The 17681-nt window shown below is 37.5% G+C and carries 20 protein-coding genes and 2 pseudogenes; 13 read left to right on the plus strand and 9 right to left on the minus strand.

Features of this window, described 5'->3' with window-relative positions:
- Positions 1-2 precede the first annotated feature (2 nt).
- From tsaE to tsaD, 4 genes are read left to right on the plus strand one after another with little or no spacing between them, the layout of a single operon-like run.
- Positions 3-455: a tRNA (adenosine(37)-N6)-threonylcarbamoyltransferase complex ATPase subunit type 1 TsaE gene (tsaE, locus tag MUN87_RS16665; protein ID WP_244741871.1), complete on the plus strand. Its 453-nt coding sequence runs from the start codon at positions 3-5 to the stop codon at positions 453-455.
- Positions 455-1153 carry a tRNA (adenosine(37)-N6)-threonylcarbamoyltransferase complex dimerization subunit type 1 TsaB gene (gene tsaB / locus MUN87_RS16670; RefSeq protein WP_244741874.1) on the plus strand — a complete coding sequence of 233 codons (699 nt, stop codon included), beginning with the start codon at positions 455-457 and terminating at the stop codon, positions 1151-1153. The genes tsaE and tsaB overlap by 1 nt, the downstream gene beginning before the upstream one ends.
- A complete protein-coding gene (rimI, locus tag MUN87_RS16675) occupies positions 1146-1592 on the plus strand; it encodes a ribosomal protein S18-alanine N-acetyltransferase (protein WP_244741876.1) in 447 nt (148 codons plus the stop codon). Before tsaB ends, rimI begins: the two co-directional genes overlap by 8 nt.
- A complete protein-coding gene (gene tsaD, locus MUN87_RS16680; protein ID WP_244741879.1) occupies positions 1589-2626 on the plus strand; it encodes a tRNA (adenosine(37)-N6)-threonylcarbamoyltransferase complex transferase subunit TsaD in 1038 nt (345 codons plus the stop codon). The genes rimI and tsaD overlap by 4 nt, the downstream gene beginning before the upstream one ends.
- Positions 2627-3978: 1352 nt before the next feature.
- On the opposite strand, the gene abc-f is transcribed toward tsaD, so the two are convergent.
- Positions 3979-5904 (minus strand): ribosomal protection-like ABC-F family protein, encoded by a 1926-nt coding sequence (gene abc-f / locus MUN87_RS16685; protein WP_244741881.1) that lies wholly within the window; start codon positions 5902-5904, stop codon positions 3979-3981.
- A 193-nt stretch (positions 5905-6097) separates the two neighbouring features.
- On the opposite strand from abc-f, the gene MUN87_RS16690 reads away from it, so the two are divergent.
- Positions 6098-6748, plus strand: coding sequence for a redox-sensing transcriptional repressor Rex (locus tag MUN87_RS16690; protein WP_244741884.1), 651 nt, complete (start codon positions 6098-6100; stop codon positions 6746-6748).
- 32 nt (positions 6749-6780) lie between these two features.
- Here MUN87_RS16690 and MUN87_RS16695 read toward each other — a convergent pair whose 3' ends face one another.
- Both MUN87_RS16695 and MUN87_RS16700 read right to left on the minus strand, forming a co-directional pair.
- Complete coding sequence (locus MUN87_RS16695; RefSeq protein ID WP_244741886.1) at positions 6781-6990, minus strand: DUF4305 domain-containing protein; 210 nt, start codon at positions 6988-6990, stop codon at positions 6781-6783.
- A gap of 7 nt (positions 6991-6997) precedes the next feature.
- A complete protein-coding gene (locus MUN87_RS16700; protein ID WP_244741889.1) occupies positions 6998-7705 on the minus strand; it encodes a CPBP family intramembrane glutamic endopeptidase in 708 nt (235 codons plus the stop codon).
- A gap of 253 nt (positions 7706-7958) precedes the next feature.
- On the opposite strand from MUN87_RS16700, the gene groES reads away from it, so the two are divergent.
- The gene (groES, locus tag MUN87_RS16705; protein ID WP_244741892.1) at positions 7959-8243 is read left to right on the plus strand and encodes a co-chaperone GroES; all 285 of its coding nucleotides are present in this window, start codon (positions 7959-7961) and stop codon (positions 8241-8243) included.
- 68 nt (positions 8244-8311) lie between these two features.
- On the plus strand, positions 8312-9949 hold the full coding sequence (gene groL, locus MUN87_RS16710) for a chaperonin GroEL (protein WP_244741895.1): 1638 nt from the start codon (positions 8312-8314) through the stop codon (positions 9947-9949).
- 76 nt (positions 9950-10025) lie between these two features.
- Here the strand turns inward: groL and MUN87_RS16715 are convergent.
- The 3 genes and pseudogenes from MUN87_RS16715 to MUN87_RS16725 all read right to left on the minus strand — a co-directional run.
- Positions 10026-10352, minus strand: a pseudogene (locus MUN87_RS16715) (tyrosine-type recombinase/integrase); the annotation flags it as partial.
- Positions 10353-10614: 262 nt separating this feature from the next.
- Positions 10615-10713, minus strand: coding sequence for a putative holin-like toxin (locus MUN87_RS16720; RefSeq protein ID WP_244741897.1), 99 nt, complete (start codon positions 10711-10713; stop codon positions 10615-10617).
- A gap of 159 nt (positions 10714-10872) precedes the next feature.
- Positions 10873-11406 (minus strand): tyrosine-type recombinase/integrase, encoded by a 534-nt coding sequence (locus MUN87_RS16725; RefSeq protein ID WP_244741900.1) that lies wholly within the window; start codon positions 11404-11406, stop codon positions 10873-10875.
- Between MUN87_RS16725 and MUN87_RS16730 the strand changes: the two genes are divergently transcribed.
- The 4 genes from MUN87_RS16730 to MUN87_RS16745 all read left to right on the plus strand — a co-directional run bounded on the left by MUN87_RS16730 (position 11363) and on the right by MUN87_RS16745 (position 13073).
- A complete protein-coding gene (locus tag MUN87_RS16730) occupies positions 11363-11812 on the plus strand; it encodes an RNA polymerase sigma factor (RefSeq protein ID WP_244741901.1) in 450 nt (149 codons plus the stop codon). The two genes, MUN87_RS16725 and MUN87_RS16730, sit on opposite strands and share 44 nt — an antisense overlap.
- A complete protein-coding gene (locus MUN87_RS16735; protein ID WP_244741904.1) occupies positions 11809-12285 on the plus strand; it encodes a hypothetical protein in 477 nt (158 codons plus the stop codon). The genes MUN87_RS16730 and MUN87_RS16735 overlap by 4 nt, the downstream gene beginning before the upstream one ends.
- A 126-nt stretch (positions 12286-12411) precedes the next feature.
- Positions 12412-12663, plus strand: a complete 252-nt coding sequence (locus MUN87_RS16740; RefSeq protein WP_500796461.1) for a hypothetical protein — start codon at positions 12412-12414, stop codon at positions 12661-12663.
- Between the two features lie 125 nt (positions 12664-12788).
- Positions 12789-13073, plus strand: coding sequence for a hypothetical protein (locus MUN87_RS16745; RefSeq protein ID WP_244741908.1), 285 nt, complete (start codon positions 12789-12791; stop codon positions 13071-13073).
- Positions 13074-13275: 202 nt separating this feature from the next.
- Here the strand turns inward: MUN87_RS16745 and MUN87_RS16750 are convergent, their stop codons facing one another.
- Positions 13276-14013 carry a phospholipase A2 family protein gene (locus tag MUN87_RS16750; RefSeq protein WP_244741911.1) on the minus strand — a complete coding sequence of 246 codons (738 nt, stop codon included), beginning with the start codon at positions 14011-14013 and terminating at the stop codon, positions 13276-13278.
- 498 nt (positions 14014-14511) lie between these two features.
- On the opposite strand from MUN87_RS16750, the gene MUN87_RS16755 reads away from it, so the two are divergent.
- A complete protein-coding gene (locus tag MUN87_RS16755) occupies positions 14512-15231 on the plus strand; it encodes a tyrosine-type recombinase/integrase (protein ID WP_244741913.1) in 720 nt (239 codons plus the stop codon).
- Between the two features lie 89 nt (positions 15232-15320).
- Positions 15321-15698 (plus strand): annotated as a pseudogene (locus MUN87_RS16760) (DNA/RNA non-specific endonuclease); the annotation flags it as partial.
- 564 nt (positions 15699-16262) lie between these two features.
- On the opposite strand, the gene MUN87_RS16765 reads toward MUN87_RS16760, so the two are convergent.
- Both MUN87_RS16765 and MUN87_RS16770 read right to left on the minus strand, forming a co-directional pair.
- Positions 16263-16415, minus strand: a complete 153-nt coding sequence (locus tag MUN87_RS16765; protein ID WP_244741916.1) for a hypothetical protein — start codon at positions 16413-16415, stop codon at positions 16263-16265.
- Positions 16416-17168: 753 nt separating this feature from the next.
- The gene (locus MUN87_RS16770) at positions 17169-17438 is read right to left on the minus strand and encodes a hypothetical protein (RefSeq protein WP_244741917.1); all 270 of its coding nucleotides are present in this window, start codon (positions 17436-17438) and stop codon (positions 17169-17171) included.
- Between the last annotated feature and the right edge of the window lie 243 nt (positions 17439-17681).

Genomic DNA, 17681 nt, shown 5'->3' on the forward strand with positions numbered 1-17681 from the left:
ACATGGAAGAATATATATTTGAAACAGCAACTGAAGAAGAAACGAAACGATTGGCCAGTAAATTAGCTACTTTACTGAGACCTAATGATGTCATTACGCTTGAAGGTGATTTAGGCGCTGGAAAGACAACTTTTACTAAGGGACTTGGTGCGGGCCTGGGGGTTACCAGAACAATTAATAGCCCTACATTTACAATTGTAAAAGAATATCAAGGTGAAATCCCACTGTACCATATGGATGTTTACCGTCTGGAGAATAGTGAAGAAGATATCGGATTTGATGAATATTTTAATGGAGATGGAATTACGGTTGTCGAATGGGCACATTTTATCGAAGAATTTCTACCTGATGAGCGATTGGCGATTCAGATGAAAAGGATAGATGAAACGAAACGGAAGATTATTTTTCAGCCCGTTGGTCATTACTTTCATTCCGTATGTAAGGAGTTATATTAATGAATGTGTTGGCGATAGATACTTCCAATCAGATATTGGGAGTAGCGGTGAGTTCAAATGGAGCGATAAAGGCGGAATATACAGCTAATGTAAAACGTAATCATTCGATCGGTTTAATGCCGGCTATAGACTATGTGATGAATCAAGCTGGGTTAAGCCCTGATCAATTAGATCGGATTGCCGTCGCGAAAGGACCAGGCTCTTATACCGGGGTCAGAATAGGATTGGCAACGGCCAAAACAATGGCATGGACATTGCAGATTCCAATAGTGGCGATTTCGAGTTTAGCGTTACTCGCGCATAATGCAAGATATGCAAAAATGATGGTTTCTCCTTTTTTTGATGCACGAAGGGGTCTGGTGTATACCGGGTTATACGAGTATCAACAGGGTCATTTACAAGAATTGACGGAGGACCAGAATATCTTAATGGAGCAGTGGCTAGAAGATTTAAAACAACGTGCACAACCAGTACTTTTTCTAAGTCAGGATTTAGATAAACATCAGGAGTTGATACAAGAAAAACTCGGGGACTATGCGCACTTCCCTTATGCAGTGGATAATCTTCCGCGTCCAGGCGTCCTTGCTTTATTGGCTGCAGATTATCAGGAGAGCCATGTCCATGAGTTAACGCCGAACTATATTAGGCTTGTAGAAGCTGAGGCAAATTGGTTAAAGGAACAAGAGAAAAATGTCTAGTGTAGAATTTCGCAAAATGGAACCAGAAGACTTACATGCGGTTAAAGAAATAGATAAGCGTTCCTTTTCGGTACCTTGGCCAGATGATATCTATGATCAGGAATTATTCAAAAACACTTATGCACATTATTTTGTAGCTGTTGTGGATAAGAAGGTAGTCGGTTTTTGCGGCGTGTGGATGGTAATTGATGAAGCACAAATTACGAATATTGCGATTGATCCGGATTACCGGGGAAAAGGATACGGCAAAGGATTATTTCAGTATGTGATCAATTACGCAGTTGCCAGTGGGATTATACAATTATCATTAGAAGTACGTGTTTCTAATCTGGCTGCACAGAAAATGTACAAGAAATTCGGTTTACAACCTGGTGGTATACGTAAAAACTATTATACTGACAACCAGGAAGATGCTTTAGTATTGTGGGTGAGTTTATGAGTGAATATATTTTAGGAGTGGAGACGAGCTGTGATGAGACAGCGGCGGCTATCATTAAGGACGGTACCGAAATTGTATCGAATGTAGTAGCTTCCCAAATTGAAAGCCATCAGCGATTTGGTGGGGTGGTACCTGAAATAGCTTCCAGACATCATGTTGAACAGATCACACTCGTATTAGAGGAGGCTTTTGTGAAGGCTGATTTAACAATAGATGATATCGATGCGATTGCAGTGACAGAAGGTCCCGGTCTTGTTGGTGCACTGCTTGTTGGTGTGAATGCGGCAAAAGGTTTAGCCTATGCTCACCAAAAACCGTTAATAGGCGTCCATCATATTGCTGGTCATATTTATGCAAACCGTTTAGAAAAAGAATTTGCATTCCCATTATTAGCGTTAGTTGTTTCCGGTGGTCACACGGAGCTAATCTTAATGAGAGGTCATGGAGAATTTGAGATTATTGGTGAAACGCGAGATGATGCGGCGGGAGAAGCATATGATAAAGTAGCCCGGACGCTCGAATTGCCGTATCCAGGCGGACCAAAAATTGATACCTTGGCACATCAAGGTGAAGAGACGATTGACTTTCCTCGTGCCTGGCTGGAAGACGATTCATTTGACTTTAGTTTTAGTGGACTAAAATCCGCAGTTATTAACACGCTTCATAATGCGAAGCAAAAGGATTTGAGCTTAAAGCAGGAGGATGTAGCAGCAAGTTTCCAGGCTAGTGTGGTGGATGTGTTAACAGAAAAAACGTATAAAGCAGCGAAACAATTTGATGTAAAGCAAGTTATTGTGGCTGGTGGAGTTGCAGCTAACAAAGGTTTACGCTACGCAATGGAGCAAAAATTCCAAACAGAAAAGACAATGGAATTGCTGTTCCCGCCATTATCCTTATGTACGGATAACGCAGCGATGATAGCAGCGGCAGGTTCAATTGCCTACCAACAAGGTCATCGTGCCACATGGGATCTAAACGCCAACCCGGGTTTAAGTCTAGAAAGATACGCCAAACGATCAACGCCAGAAAGTTAAGACTTTCTGGCGTTTTTCTTGTTAGTACAGAAAGTATAAAAGTGTAGTAATAGCAGAAATCATATGGATTTAGCTATCATTTTGATGTAATATATGTTGCTGAAATACCTCTTCGTCCAACCACTTCTCGGGGCACGGCTGAAGCTAGGCTATTACTCGGATAACTTCTCTGCTTCCTTGCACCGAGGAAGCCTACTTCGAAGCATTACTAGTAAACACAGGTGTTGACGTTGTGGATCTTCAGCCGGGAGTATATGTGATAGGCCTACGCTGATGTATAGCCCCTTAATTCATGCAACAGCTAGGATATGAAGTGCTAACTGCGAGATTTATATCCAACGCATGAGAAGAAGAGTAATCTTCAAGCGAAAGAAGTAGCAATCGAACGTCCAACGCATGAAGAAGAGGAAACTTCAAGCGAAAGGAGTAGCAAAAGAACGCCCAACGCATGAAGAAGGGGAAACTTCAGGCGAAAGGAGTAGCAAGAGGACGCCCAACGCATGAAGAAGGGGAAACTTCAGGCGGAAGGAGTAGCAAGAGGACGCCCAACGCATGAAGAAGAGGAAACTTCAAGCGAAAGGAGTAGCAAAAGAACGTCCAACGCATGAAGAAGGGGAAACTTCAGGCGAAAGGAGTAGCAAGAGGACGCCCAACGCATGAAGAAGGGGAAACTTCAGGCAAAAGGAGTAGCAAGAGGATGCCCAACGCATGAAGAAGAGGAAACTTCAGGCGAAAGGAGTAGCAAGAGAAAGCCCAACGCATGAAGAAGAGTAATCTTCATACGAACCTGATAAACATTACCAAACATCATCTGTCTACACAATAAAAAGTCTAAAACTAATAAGCTTCAGGCTTTCCTTTTTATTTAGTAAGAAAATAAATAAATGCAATCACAGCAGTAATCAAATTGAACATGAAGTTGGACTCTTCTCTAATATGATTACTAACCAAGTATCCATATGGAGAAATTTAATGTGCAAGAATACAGCTCCGTGCCCACAGGACGTGGAGCCTATTTCCGAAACTTTGCTAAGCAGATAAAAAATATCAAAATGACCATCTTGCCATACAGCCTTAGTTATTATAGGATCAAATCTTTCATTTTTTTAGCTTTTCGACATTATCCACAAGCAAATGAGCAATAATGTGAATAAATTAAAGAACGTTGTCATATCAAGAATTAAAGCGCATGAAAAAATGTGGATAAATATCATTATAATTGTGGATAATGTGGACAATTATCTTAATAACTGAATTAGTAGGGGTGAATAAGTGGATAACTCTGTGTATAAAGTGGAAAGGATCATAAATAAAAAGGACAAATTACCCACAAGGCAATTTGTCCTTTTCGACTATTCGTGTAATGATTCCCATTCTTCCATTAAATTATCCACTTTTGCTTGTGCTGCTTTCTCTTGATTCGACAATTCCAGTGTTTTTTCATGGTCTTGAAATACTTCAGGATCGGATAATTGCTGATGAATTTCTTCCATTTCAAGTTCTAATGATTCAATCTCATTTTCTATCTCTGTGATGCGGCGATCCCTTTTTCGTTGTTCTTTTTTTAGTTGTTTTTCTTGTTCGAAATCAGATTTCGCTGTTGTCTTTTTTACTGTCTTTGCTTGTTCAGCTTCTATTAAAGCAGCAAGCTCCTGTTCTTCTTGCTTTTTTTCCACATAGTAGTCATAGTCTCCAATATAGAGTGTTGTCTTATCAGGCTGCATTTCTAATACATGGGTCGCGAGCTTGTTGATAAAGTAACGATCATGCGACACAAAAAGAATGGAACCAGGATAATCGATTAAAGCAGATTCTAACACTTCTTTACTATCCAAATCCAAATGGTTGGTCGGTTCATCCAGTAATAAGAAATTTGATTTCTCCATCATAAGCTTCGCAAGAGCCAGTCTTGCTTTTTCTCCACCACTTAAGGCAGATACGTTACGCAAGACATCATCGCCGGAGAATAAGAAGTTACCCAAAATTGTGCGGATATCCTTCTCATCCATAGAAGGATAGTCATCCCATAATTCTTGTAAAACGGTCTTCTTCGTATTTAATTGTGTTTGTTCCTGATCATAATAGCCAATTTGGACATTAGCACCGAGTTGGATTTCTCCTGATGCAGGATCTAATTGACCGATTATTGTTTTTAGCAATGTCGACTTCCCTACCCCATTTGGTCCAACAAGCGCGACACTGTCGCCACGTTCAATGTGCAACCGTAAATTGGAAAATGTATCAGAAGAAGCGGTGTGATAGCGAAAGGCTAAATCATTAATTTTCAACACGTCATTGCCACTTCTTCTGTCTACGGAAAAGCTGAATTTAGCGGAACTTTCGTCACCTGCGGGCTTGTCCATGACTTCCATTTTCTCTAATTGTTTTCTTCTGCTCTGAGCTCGCTTGGTAGTCGAGGCACGTACAATATTTTTTTGAATGAAGTCTTCCATTCTCTTGATTTCTGTCTGTTGTTTTTCATATTGTTTCAGATCACGTTCATAGTTGGCAGCTTTTTGTTCTAGATATTTACTGTAGTTGCCATGAAATTTACTGGAATGATGACGAGAAATTTCATAGACAATATTCACGGTTTTATCTAAAAAGTAGCGGTCGTGAGAAACAATCACAACTGCACCGGAATAGCTGTTTAAATAGCCTTCGAGCCAGGTAAGTGTTTCGATATCCAGGTGGTTGGTCGGTTCATCCAAAATCAGGATATCTGGTTTTGTTAAAAGTAGCTTTCCTAGTGCTAATCTGGTTTTCTGACCTCCACTTAAAGTAGCAATTGGCGTATCCCACATCGATTCCGGGAAAGCAAGACCATTTAAGACCGCTTTGACGTCTGCTTCATACTGATAGCCACCATCTAATTTAAATTGTTCTTGTTTCTGATCATATTTGGCAAGTAACTGCTGATAACGATCGTGGTCTGCAAGCAAATCAGGATCACCCATCTGCTCTTCCATCTTACGTAGCGCTTGTTCATCTTTTTGAAAATGTTCAAAGATCTTCAGCATTTCCTGCCAAATGGTTTCATCAGAATCTAAACCGGAATGCTGGGCAAGATATCCTAACGATACTTCCTTTGGTTTATGAATTTCTCCCTCGTCGTAGCTCAGTTGACCGGAAATAATGTTGAGCAGTGTCGATTTACCGGCACCATTCCGACCGACGATTGCAATACGTTCATTGCTTTTAATTTCTAGTTTAATATTGGATAAGATCAGTTCTGCACCGAATCTTTTAGTTAAATTGTTTACTTGTAAATAAATCATCTGGTTCACCTCTAATGTATTAAGTGTATCTAAAAGCAGATAGCACTGCAAGCGGCTGTTATTCATTTCAACATTTTGTGCAATCAATATGTGTTAAGTGAATAATTTCACGACATTTGTGGATATATCTGTTAGAATAAAAGTAAGTAAAATCCTTCACAAGTTAGAAAGCGATTAAAAGTAAGGGGAATGAATGATGTCGAATCAACACAAAATACCACAGGCAACAGCTAAACGTTTACCTTTATATTATCGATTTTTGAACAATTTGCATATTCAAGGGAAATCACGAGTTTCATCCAGGGAGCTAAGTGAAGCAATAAAAGTAGACTCCGCAACGATTCGAAGGGATTTCTCCTATTTTGGTGCACTTGGAAAAAAAGGTTACGGCTATAATGTGGAATATTTGCTCGGATTCTTTCGTAAGACATTGGACCAGGATGAGAATACACCTGTAGCATTGATTGGGGTAGGTAATTTAGGAACCGCTTTTTTGAATTATAATTTTACCAAAAACAACAATACGAAAATCGAAATGGCTTTTGATGCAGACAAACAAAAAGTAGGAAGTACGATTGGTGATGTTCAGGTCCATCACATTGATGAACTTGAAGACTATTTGGATAAGATCTCGGTAGCTATTCTAACCGTACCTGTGTCAGAAGCACAAAATATTACGGATCGGCTCGTCGATGCTGGCATCAGTGGCATTCTTAACTTTACACCGGCTCGAATTACCGTGCCCGACAGCATCCGTGTTCATCATATTGATTTGGCAGTGGAACTGCAATCCCTTGTTTATTTCATGAAGCATTATCCATTGAATGATGATAATGATGAATGATAAAAAATAACCATCCTCGTAATGAAGGATGGTTATTTTTTCTTTTTATCATTCGCTTTTTTTATACGAAAGTGCAGGTTCACAAGCCGTATGGCAACCACGATATCGATCGTCGCAAAGGTCGCTAAAAAGATGGTGATAAAGTTAAATACTGTGTCTTCTGCCGATTGTACTGCGATGTAAATAAACAATACAGACAGTACAATATAAAAGAAGGCAGAACGCAAAGGTGATATACGCATAATCCTATTATCCTCCAATAATAATCGTCATTAGTTCCTCTAATTGCTTCATTTGTTGTTCGATCTGTTCTGAATCTAATGAAAGTTGTCCGATTACAGCGAATGTATTAATCGACATGTGTGCAATAATCGGTACAATAATTCGTTTTGTTTCCACATATAAAAAGGCAAAGATCATCCCGATGGCTGTGTAGGTTAGTAAATGGCTGAAATCCATGTGTACAGCAGCAAAGATCAGACCTGAAATAATCGCTGCAAAAAAGAAATTCATTTTTTTATACAGTGACCCGAAGATAGCCTTTCGAAAAACTAACTCTTCTAATATTGGACCTAATACTGAAATGATGATAATGAAGATCGGCATTTGTCGAGCTACATTCATCAAATCCATCGTATTTTCTGACCCAGGTTTAATTCCGAATACGAATGTTTCGATCAGGATGGATGCATATTGTCCAATCATGACGAGAAAGAAACCGAGTATTGACCATAGAATAATATTTCCTATTCTTTTATGTTCCAGGTCGAAGAATTCTTTCATTTCACCTTTTAATATAATGAATGAAACAACTAACGCCAATGCAAATGTGATTACGGACCACCATGTAGAGAAAGTTTCCATATCAGTGATTAAATCTCTAAAAGGTAACGCTAAAAAAATGGAAAACTGCATGGCAACATAGGTGACAATCAAATATATATATTTTTTTGGCAACGTATAACGACTCCTTAATTTTCTTTTTCTATCATGATACGTATTTTAACATAAATTTAGAATAAAATTGAAATAGTTCGTCTACATATAGAAGTGTGAGTTAGAACAGCGAAAAAAATTCATTAATCGTTAGTAAAATACTTGCAAAAAATGCTTGTATTCATTATTATAAGAATTGTGTTAGCACTCCCTGTATTAGAGTGCTAATAATCGACAAATTATTGAATGTGAAATTCAAGGAGGTAACGAAAAGATGCTTAAACCATTAGGTGATCGTGTCATTATTGAGCTTGTAGAGCAAGAGGAAAAAACAGCAAGTGGAATTGTTCTTCCAGATTCTGCGAAGGAAAAACCACAAGAAGGTAAAGTTGTAGCTGTTGGTTCTGGTCGTGTAACAGATAACGGAGAAAAAATTGCCCTTGAAGTAGAACAAGGCAATACGATTATTTTCTCTAAATTTGCTGGCACTGAAGTGAAATATGAAGGTAAAGAATACTTAATTCTTCGTGAGAGCGACATCTTAGCAATTATCGGCTAAGGATAACGAAGAGCATTAACAATAAAATCACATACATTTTTTAAAATTTTCGGGGAGGTTTTTCGATTATGGCTAAAGAATTAAAGTTCAGTGAAGAAGCACGTCGCGCAATGCTTCGAGGGGTAGATACACTTGCAAATGCAGTAAAAGTAACACTTGGACCAAAAGGTCGTAACGTTGTTTTAGATAAAAAATACGGTTCTCCACTTATTACGAACGATGGTGTAACTATCGCAAAAGAAATTGAATTAGAAGATAACTTTGAGAATATGGGTGCTCAGCTTGTATCCGAAGTAGCATCTCAAACAAACGATGTTGCGGGTGACGGTACAACTACTGCAACGGTTCTTGCACAAGCAATGATCCAGGAAGGTCTAAAAAACGTTGCATCTGGTGCAAACCCGGTAGGCGTTCGCCGTGGTATCGAAAAAGCGGTTGAAATCGCAACAGAAGAGCTTCGCAAGATCTCTAAACCAATCGAAGGAAGAGATTCGATTGCACAGGTTGCGGCTATTTCTTCTGCTGATGAAGAAGTAGGTCAACTGATCGCTGAAGCAATGGAACGTGTAGGTAACGATGGTGTTATCACAATCGAAGAATCTAAAGGCTTCAACACAGAATTAGAAGTAGTGGAAGGTATGCAATTCGATCGTGGTTATGCTTCTCCATACATGGTTACAGACCAGGACAAAATGGAAGCAGAACTTGAAGATCCGTATATCTTAATTACAGATAAGAAAATCAATAATATCCAAGAAGTATTACCTGTACTTGAGCAAGTCGTACAACAAGGTAAACCACTTCTTTTAATTGCTGAAGATGTAGAAGGCGAAGCACTTGCTACATTAGTAGTAAACAAACTTCGCGGTACATTTAATGCAGTAGCTGTAAAAGCTCCTGGATTCGGTGATCGTCGTAAAGCAATGCTAGAAGATATTGCAACGTTAACAGGTGCAGAAGTAATCACAGAAGATCTTGGTTTAGATCTTAAGAACACTGGTATCGAACAATTAGGTCGCGCTTCTAAAGTAGTGGTAACGAAAGAAAACACTACCGTTGTAGAAGGTGCTGGAGACCCAGAACAAATTTCTTCCCGTGTCGCACAAATCCGTGCACAAATTGAAGAAACAACTTCTGAATTCGATAAAGAAAAATTACAAGAACGCCTTGCTAAATTAGGCGGCGGTGTAGCAGTAGTTAAAGTCGGTGCTGCAACTGAAACAGAATTAAAAGAACGTAAACTTCGTATTGAAGATGCATTGAACTCTACTCGTGCAGCAGTTCAAGAAGGTATCGTTTCTGGTGGTGGTACGGCACTGCTTAACGTATACAATAAAGTCTCTGAACTTAGCCTTACAGGTGACGAAGCTACTGGTGTAAGCATCGTACTTCGCGCACTAGAAGCACCAGTACGTCAAATCGCAGAGAACGCTGGTTTAGAAGGTTCTATCATTGTAGAACGTCTGAAAGGCGAGAAAGTCGGCATCGGCTTCAACGCAGCAACTGGCGAATGGGTAAACATGATCGACGCTGGTATCGTTGACCCAACAAAAGTAACTCGCTCAGCTCTTCAAAATGCAGCATCTGTATCTGCTATGTTCTTAACAACAGAAGCAGTAGTAGCTGACATTCCAGAAGAAGGCGGCGGTGCCCCTGATATGAGTGGAATGGGTGGCGGAATGCCTGGTATGGGCGGCATGATGTAAAAACAACTTATAAACATTGATAAAACAACGTTTATAAGCGTTCATTCTTGTTCATGTTCATGCTTTTGTTCATGTTTCACTTAATAATATTATGAGAGAGGTCTTTCATTAAGTTACTAAACTTATTGGAGGCCTCTTTTTTAATGTTCTTTGTCATATGAGCGTATATGTCCATTGTAGTGTTAATATCAGCATGTCCTAGTCGTTCTTGTATCTCTTTAATGTGTACGTTAGCTTCAATAAGTAAAGAGGTGTGAGTATGCCTAAAAGAATGAGGTGTAATATGTTTTTTAATCTTAGTTTTCTTAAGCAAACGTTGCAACCTAATAGAGATAGACTTTAATGTTTTTGGATAACCTTCATTAGTTGCAAAAATAAAATTATTATCGTGGTAAAACGGCTTATTCTCATCTAGCAAAAGACCTCAAGCCACTATTATATCATCATGCGAAACACATCGATGAATACCGGGCGTTATCTGCGCGTGATAAATAACGGGTTTCTTTTTCGTGAAAATGTGGTATACTAAGTAATAAGAAAAGACATATTAAAAAAGACCGCAGTTACAGCTGCGGTCCCTAGATACTCATCCTTTGAATAGGGGATTGGCGTTATCTAGTGTATTACCAGAAAATAGCCCTTACCCATTTGGTCAGAATAGGGGGCTATTTTTTTGCGTTTAAAATAGCGACAACGACAGCAATTAGCGCAATGATCATCGTGGAAAACGAGATCATGAGTGTTAAAGCCTGGAACGTCGTCATGGCATCACCCCTTCGGGGATAACACCAACCACCCTATTCGTCTGGTACAAGTTGTCGAATGAGTACCTGTCTTCTATTATACCATATATTCCCGTTCATTTCTTTTGTTTTTCTAAATAAATTGCCGTGATGACACGGTTTGTAAGCGTTCTGTTTTTTTTAATCTTCTAATACCATCGCATACTGTTTATATCGGCGTAACGAATACCGGTGCGTTAAATGAAAATGCGCCAAGATCTCCTTCTCTGATCGACCTCTTTGAATATGGTCGAGGATACAGCTATTTCGCAAATGCTTTGCTGACAGTTTCCGAAGTCCCGCCAGCTGCACTTCATCTTTAATCATTTTTTGTATGCTTCTTGCCGATAGGCGCTTAGGTTGATCATTTCTATAATCATACTGATAATCCTTACTCTGGTTATTAAAGGCAACAAACAATGGTTGATCGGATTTCCATGTTGGCTTTTTAAGAGGATCAATCGTTTTTAAATAGTCACGGATATAAGTCATATGACTCTTGGGTAACCTATAGGTTCTACGAGAACCCTCTCCTTTTATTTCGATCAGGGATTGCGCCAAGTTTACGTTGTTTATGTTCAGCAGAGCGATCTCTTTCGGGCGAACCCCTACATATCGTACAAGATGTACGATGGCTAAGTTGTTTTTACGGAATTTTCTTATAGGTTTAACCAAAAATGAAAATGAGGCTGAAGATATTCTTCAAGATCTATTCACTCGTATTCTATTTAACCCTGAAAATATGTTTAAGGTGACGTATACCAGAAGCTGGTTGCTCACATGTGCTAAAAATGCATTCCTCGATTATTACAAAAAAAAGAAACCCGTTTTATTAAACGATGAAGAATTAATCGAGCAATTACTTATAGAACCAACATCGACAGAAAAAGAAGTATTAGTGAACCATCAATTAGAGACATTATTGAATACATTAGATCCGATTGACAAGGCGATTATATTGGCGAAAGAATATTATAGTTATTTAGAAATGGAACACCTTTTCAATTTAACGACACCAAACCTTAAATCAAAAGTGTTTCGTATCAAAAAGCGACTGGTAAAAATCGAGGTGAAAAAATGAACGATGAAGAAAAAATTCATACCCTTGTTCAAGAATTACTATTTATGGAGGAAGAGGTAGATGAAACCGCAAAATGTATTATTCATGACCATGTGAATACTTGTGAGGAATGCCGTCATTTACGCGCAGACATTAAAAAAAACGAAATACCAACTATTGATAACAGTTCGAGTAAGGCCCATATTACGCCTTTGAAAAGTTTAAGAAAATTAAATATAGGGGTATTGGTCTTTACGATACTTGTAAGGATTGGTGTTCTTTTGTATATCGTCTATGGAAATTCTTTCGAAACGTATCCTTCTTTATTTGAAGATGTCTTACAAGCGAGCTTTACGATATTTTATCTTCCGTCTGCCATTTTTCTGTTGTTACTCACGTTTATTTTTTTAAAACCCAAAATCTTTGCGGGCTTTTTAGTGTTTGACGTTGGCGTTCTTTTGTTTGGTAGTTATTTTATTTCCTATTTCATATAAGGAGGGTACGTATATGTTGTTCGTTTATATTTTGTTTGGTTTTTTTCTGGGGTTAAATGTTTTGTTTTACAGTTATCTGAAAATCAATAAAACAAATTTTTTATTTATACCCCGATCATCGTCTTTTTGTTAGCGATCCTTTGTACTGGGTATGGGTTACTAAGCACAGATAATGGTTGGGAAGGGATGACCTATGGCATTATTGGTTTTGGTATCGTGCTTGCTTCTATTATAGGTGTGGTATTAATACCTGTTTTGTACAAATATAATATTGATTCGCTCGATAAAAAGATAAAAAGGTATACGATGATTATTTTAGGTTTATGTTTCATTGTTTGTTTCATACTTTTATGGTTTCCCGAGTTAATTAATTATTAAGAATTAGTCGTAACAATAATAAACACGATCGTATAAGGGTTATTTGTATACGATTTGTAATGAAGAAAGGAAAAAGAAAATAGTAAAACTTGTAGAACAGCTAAATATTTTAAGGAGTGATTAATTTGAAAAAGTTCTCTTGGTTAAGCTACTGGTCATTAATTTTAAGTATATTTTCAATGCCGTTTTTATTTGCATTGATGTATGGAATAATAAGAATCCATCCTTATTTCGGTTATTTTCTTGTTTCATTGTCCATCATTCTATCCTTGATTTTTGGTTTTATAGCTATTTCTAAAAATACGGAAAGAAATTCCCTTGCGACTTTAGCAATAATAATCTCAATAGGAAGTGGAGCATTTTTCATTTTTGCCTTATTAATGTCCCAAATGAGTGGTCCAACAGGATGATTTTCCATATTGTTCAGGATAAACTTTTCAACTAAGTGGCAGTTATTCACAGTATAATTCTTGAGCAATGTAAGCATTTTTGTCAGATAGAAATGCATTGTTAGTGATTCTTATTTTAATAATGAATGAGATGAGGCGGTAGAAACTAAAAGACCAGAAAGTCCAAGCTTTCTGGTCTAAATTAATGAATCAAGTTATTTTTTTAAAAGTAACAACCATCCGATGTGGCTCTAACCCTAATCCCAATCCCCATTGTTGTATCACCCGGACAAGAATGATTTCCTAAACAATTGAGAAGGTCTTCATGACAAGGACAAGGATCAGAATTGCTCAACAGACAATTATCATGATCATAGCAACAATAATCACAGTTATTTACAGGTCTTTCCCCTCCTGCACTTTGAAGAACACCGCAATATGCACCGCAATAGTTATAGGTAATTCCTGAGAATAAGCAACAAGGTTCTATACCAGATGGAGGGTTCTCAAGAAAGCAAGCTGCTGCTGCATTACCGTCATCTTGTGCTTCTATATCTCCATCAGTACGGTTGGCATCTGTGAATTCAGCAATATCGTTTGGTTTACCATAACCTTCTTTTTGTAATTCTCGAAAAGTTAGCTCATTATTTATATGTTTTTCATGATTATATAGATCAATTTTAGAGTCATATTCCCATAACTTTTCGGTGAATTCCAGAGTATTATTATTATGATCTTTGGTTTCTGCTACTAGCAACTGTAATTTCTTATTAACATAGTAATATGTTGTTACTAATCTGAAGTATAGCTCTCCTTCTACAAAGAACTCGGAAACTGCAGTTGTAGGTGATGGTTTACTACCCTCACCAATTTTTCCTTTAACTAGGTCACTTTGTCTCAGATCTCCTACCACATTCTCAGCTTGTTCCAAAGTTACAAATCTACTTTTTACTGTATCCATTAATACTCCTCCTTAGTGATGTAAACTTTTTTCATTGCTGGCCAGCAATTCGTCCACAATATAGAAAAGAAGCCATAACTATAAAAATAACAAACCTTTTCAGAGATTCTTGCTATTTTGTTATGAATATAGTTGCGCGCAAGCTTTATTTAAAATTTCACGCATCCAAAAGTGGTATAATGATTACAGAAAATAAAACATGCTTTACTATCCAATAATTAACAATGGTATAAAATGCCAATAGATGGATGTTCTATTATTGGTAATAAAATACAAAATTCACACTTAACAAAACATGAAAATAAAAACCAAAAAGCGAGGTGACAAAAAATGGCAGATGTTTTACCTGTGAATCATTTCCGTAATCGAAAGCGATATACAGAGCGAGAAAATTTTATCCAGGAGCGATCCAGGAAAATAAGCACCGGTTATCAAAGTGACATTGTCTAATATCAGAATTATTGTACGAGAACCTCTCAAGAAGAAGGTCTGGAATCGATGCTTGATTATTTGTATCAATCGGTCGTGGATCAGCGCGTGAAAAAGAACACCTGGGAGAAACGCTTGTCCGCACTCAAGCGATACCTGACCGTTCAGCAGGACATTGATTTCGCGTCAGAACAAAAGATTTTGCGCGATGTTTCTTATATTCGTAGTTTGTATGACGACATCGAAAATAAAGACTTAACGCGTATTAAAGGCAAACAACGGGTAGAGCAGGAGGGCTTGCTGCAGTTTATCCATACCTTACCCGTCCGAGAAAAAGCCATTTGCCTGGTCAATCTCGTGACGGCCAGCAGGCCAAGCGAAATGGTTGCGATGAAGTTGCAAGATTTTGACTTAGAGGGAAATGCAGTGGCGATTTATATTCAAAAGCAAAAGAACTGGTTTGAAAAACGATTGAACCCGATCACGGTGAAAGCCGTCAAAGATTATCAAGCGGCATACCGTTTAAAAGGCGACGATTATTTGGTAGGGCGCGTCTATAAAAACGGAAAATACGAAAGCACGCAGGTCTCTACGGAAGCGTACCGGAAGTTCTTGCACCGTACGATTGGGCTTACGGCGTATAATTTAAGAAAAACCCAGGTGTCGTCGATGCATGAAAAAAGGGCTGACTTGCTCACGATCACGAAGCAAACGGGGCACAGTTCCACACAAACACTTGCGGAACATTATTTAAACGTGTCCGATAAAACCGTAGATAAATTTTTGTGAGACGAGTTTCTACTATTATATATACTTATAAATCTAACATAAATAATATTAAAATATACGAGGAAGAAGATACCGCGGCGGATGTCGAGGAGCCGGCACCAGAAGAAGCAGGTGGCGCAACGAATTTTGAAGGTATTATTTCTTATGCTGACATAGAAACTCAGATCCCTTCATCGTATCAGTATATGTACACGATAAATGGCAATGAGGTAGTAGATACGTTTGAAAATGTCAATCCTTACGAAGTCAATGAGTCACTAGGTTTAACAGGTAGTGAGGATGTTTCTAATTCAGATTCATCTAGTTCCGATGAAGAAGGCGACGTTTCCAGTGTGGATGCTAATGGCAATGGACAAGTAACGATACAAGAAGCAAGAGATGCGGGTTTCAGTATGCCGATCCAGGACGACCACTGGCTTTATAAATATATGGACGATCGAGATGGTGATGGAATGGTAGGAGAGTAATTCTCTTAAAAGTTGAAACAGCACACATAAAGAACTATTCTCACATATTTACTGTCACTACAGAATAAATCTGTTTATCTGTATTGGTGAGACTAAAGATTTCATATTGGTCCTTGATTCGAGTAACCATTCGCAAACCATAAAATGGATCGGTTACACTTAATTAACTTGTCCAATTAAGTGCGACCGATCCTAACTCCCATTTAATTTATTGGTTGAAAATCTATTATTAAGAGATTTGGTTTAACTTAAATCAACTTTTTTGTTTTTATTCTGTTGCGACAGTAAAATAACCACTACTTGATCCCAAAACACCATTATAGGTGTAACGCATAAAAATTCTATATTCCCTTCCCGGAAGTGAAAAAAAAGAATGTTTGTTGACAGATGCGGAGTCTTTAACCTCACCTGCAGTAAAGTAATGTTCCCATTGTCCATTAATTCTATGTTGAACGCCCCATACTGCAGGAAAGTCATGATTGGACGTTTTAACTCTCATAACCATATCTGTATAGTTTGCTTCTACACGATCGCTATAAATTACTTTATCGCTAGAAACAGATTCTAAATCATAACCCCTAAGTAAGATTCTGCGTTGCCTAGATGTTCTGCTGCTTCAGTAACAGTGTTAAAGGATAATAGAATAAGCAGACTAAAACCTATTGCCGTTACAAGTTTTGTGAATGAAGAGTTTGCTAAATAAGATTTTACTAACATTGATATTCCTCCTTATTATTTTTAAATGTTATAGACTAGTTTGTTCTCGGTTGAAACGATAATTTCCCTCCTTTATATGGTCTTCAGTTTATAAAGAAGAAAAAACGGGAGAAAATACAACTCTTATTTAAAATATATAAATTTTAATGTTCTCATAAATTTCGAGTGGCTTTTTTCAAAATAATAAAAAGAGGCTCTATAAGTGATGGGAGCGGATTCATACAGTCCATTGAAACGAATGAATTTATGATGGAAATAGATAAGCTATGGGATTTCGCATAAAGATTTATCTTAAAGTACCGTCCAATCTTTATAGATATAATTATTTGTCATTTTTGTTAACTGTATATTTCATTATTGGTGACTTCTTTTTGATATAATTCAAAGGAGTTGGAGTTGGATGGTTATTTTTCTAGTTAATCTATGTTGGCGTACTTCAAATATACTATGGTAATTATTATGCTTAATAAGAGTAGCAAATAGAGGTTAGACAAAAAGGTTATATATTTATCATTTGTGTCTTGGAATGAACAAGCAGACAATATAATACATGTATGATTATCTCTTATTGGGGGGGATTGTTACTATCCTATAAGTAAATAAAGTAATTTTTACGGATTGGTGATTAATATGAGGAACAAAAGGAGATTTGTGTGCGCGGTTAGTGATAGCGCTACGCTTAAAAAAAAACAAGTTAATTCAAAAAAATGAGGATGTCACGCCCACTTCAAATCAATGTAACCTAAAACAACTCTATGAAGGTTGCCCCATTTGAGAAACGGTTATTATTAATAACATGAATGATCCACTTCCTACACTTACTATCAAGGAAATAATGGGTAAGAGATTCTTCTCATTTTTCTTTATTAAGCACAAAACAGCTAAGATTAAAGCAACTATTAAAGGAGAAAATAATTCAATCTCGGAAAAGTTACTACCTCCGAGCATTGCTGTGAAAATGAATATTGGTACAATGCTAAAAATGAGAGATAACCAACTCAATAAAGTGGTTTTTTTCTCCATTTACAAACCTCCTAACAGAAATTTACTCGACATCTTGGATTTTACTATAATATTCAAAATATGTAAATGAAAAGTGCCACTTTAAAGAAAGTGGCACTTAGTAATCATTAATATTCTTGTTATAATGGAATATCACAATCATCTCGAACGTTAGCCTGATATCTAATACCTAATCCCATTATAGTATCTCCTGGTACAGAATATCTTCCGTAACAGTTTAAAAGATCTTCATGGCAGGGGCAA

The sequence above is a fragment of the Gracilibacillus salinarum genome, assembly GCF_022919575.1.
Classification (GTDB): domain Bacteria; phylum Bacillota; class Bacilli; order Bacillales; family Amphibacillaceae; genus Gracilibacillus; species Gracilibacillus salinarum.

Coding starts and splice junctions, on each gene's coding strand:
- MUN87_RS16690 (WP_244741884.1), top strand. CDS start 6,098: ATGATGTCGAATCAACACAAAATACCACAGGCAACAGCTAAACGTTTA.
- MUN87_RS16750 (WP_244741911.1), bottom strand. CDS start 14,013: ATGGATACAGTAAAAAGTAGATTTGTAACTTTGGAACAAGCTGAGAAT.
- tsaE (WP_244741871.1), top strand. CDS start 3: ATGGAAGAATATATATTTGAAACAGCAACTGAAGAAGAAACGAAACGA.
- MUN87_RS16755 (WP_244741913.1), top strand. CDS start 14,512: ATGCTTGATTATTTGTATCAATCGGTCGTGGATCAGCGCGTGAAAAAG.
- tsaB (WP_244741874.1), top strand. CDS start 455: ATGAATGTGTTGGCGATAGATACTTCCAATCAGATATTGGGAGTAGCG.
- abc-f (WP_244741881.1), bottom strand. CDS start 5,904: ATGATTTATTTACAAGTAAACAATTTAACTAAAAGATTCGGTGCAGAA.
- MUN87_RS16720 (WP_244741897.1), bottom strand. CDS start 10,713: ATGACGACGTTCCAGGCTTTAACACTCATGATCTCGTTTTCCACGATG.
- rimI (WP_244741876.1), top strand. CDS start 1,146: ATGTCTAGTGTAGAATTTCGCAAAATGGAACCAGAAGACTTACATGCG.
- MUN87_RS16735 (WP_244741904.1), top strand. CDS start 11,809: ATGAACGATGAAGAAAAAATTCATACCCTTGTTCAAGAATTACTATTT.
- MUN87_RS16695 (WP_244741886.1), bottom strand. CDS start 6,990: ATGCGTATATCACCTTTGCGTTCTGCCTTCTTTTATATTGTACTGTCT.
- groES (WP_244741892.1), top strand. CDS start 7,959: ATGCTTAAACCATTAGGTGATCGTGTCATTATTGAGCTTGTAGAGCAA.
- MUN87_RS16730 (WP_244741901.1), top strand. CDS start 11,363: ATGGCTAAGTTGTTTTTACGGAATTTTCTTATAGGTTTAACCAAAAAT.
- tsaD (WP_244741879.1), top strand. CDS start 1,589: ATGAGTGAATATATTTTAGGAGTGGAGACGAGCTGTGATGAGACAGCG.
- MUN87_RS16770 (WP_244741917.1), bottom strand. CDS start 17,438: ATGGAGAAAAAAACCACTTTATTGAGTTGGTTATCTCTCATTTTTAGC.
- MUN87_RS16765 (WP_244741916.1), bottom strand. CDS start 16,415: ATGTTAGTAAAATCTTATTTAGCAAACTCTTCATTCACAAAACTTGTA.
- groL (WP_244741895.1), top strand. CDS start 8,312: ATGGCTAAAGAATTAAAGTTCAGTGAAGAAGCACGTCGCGCAATGCTT.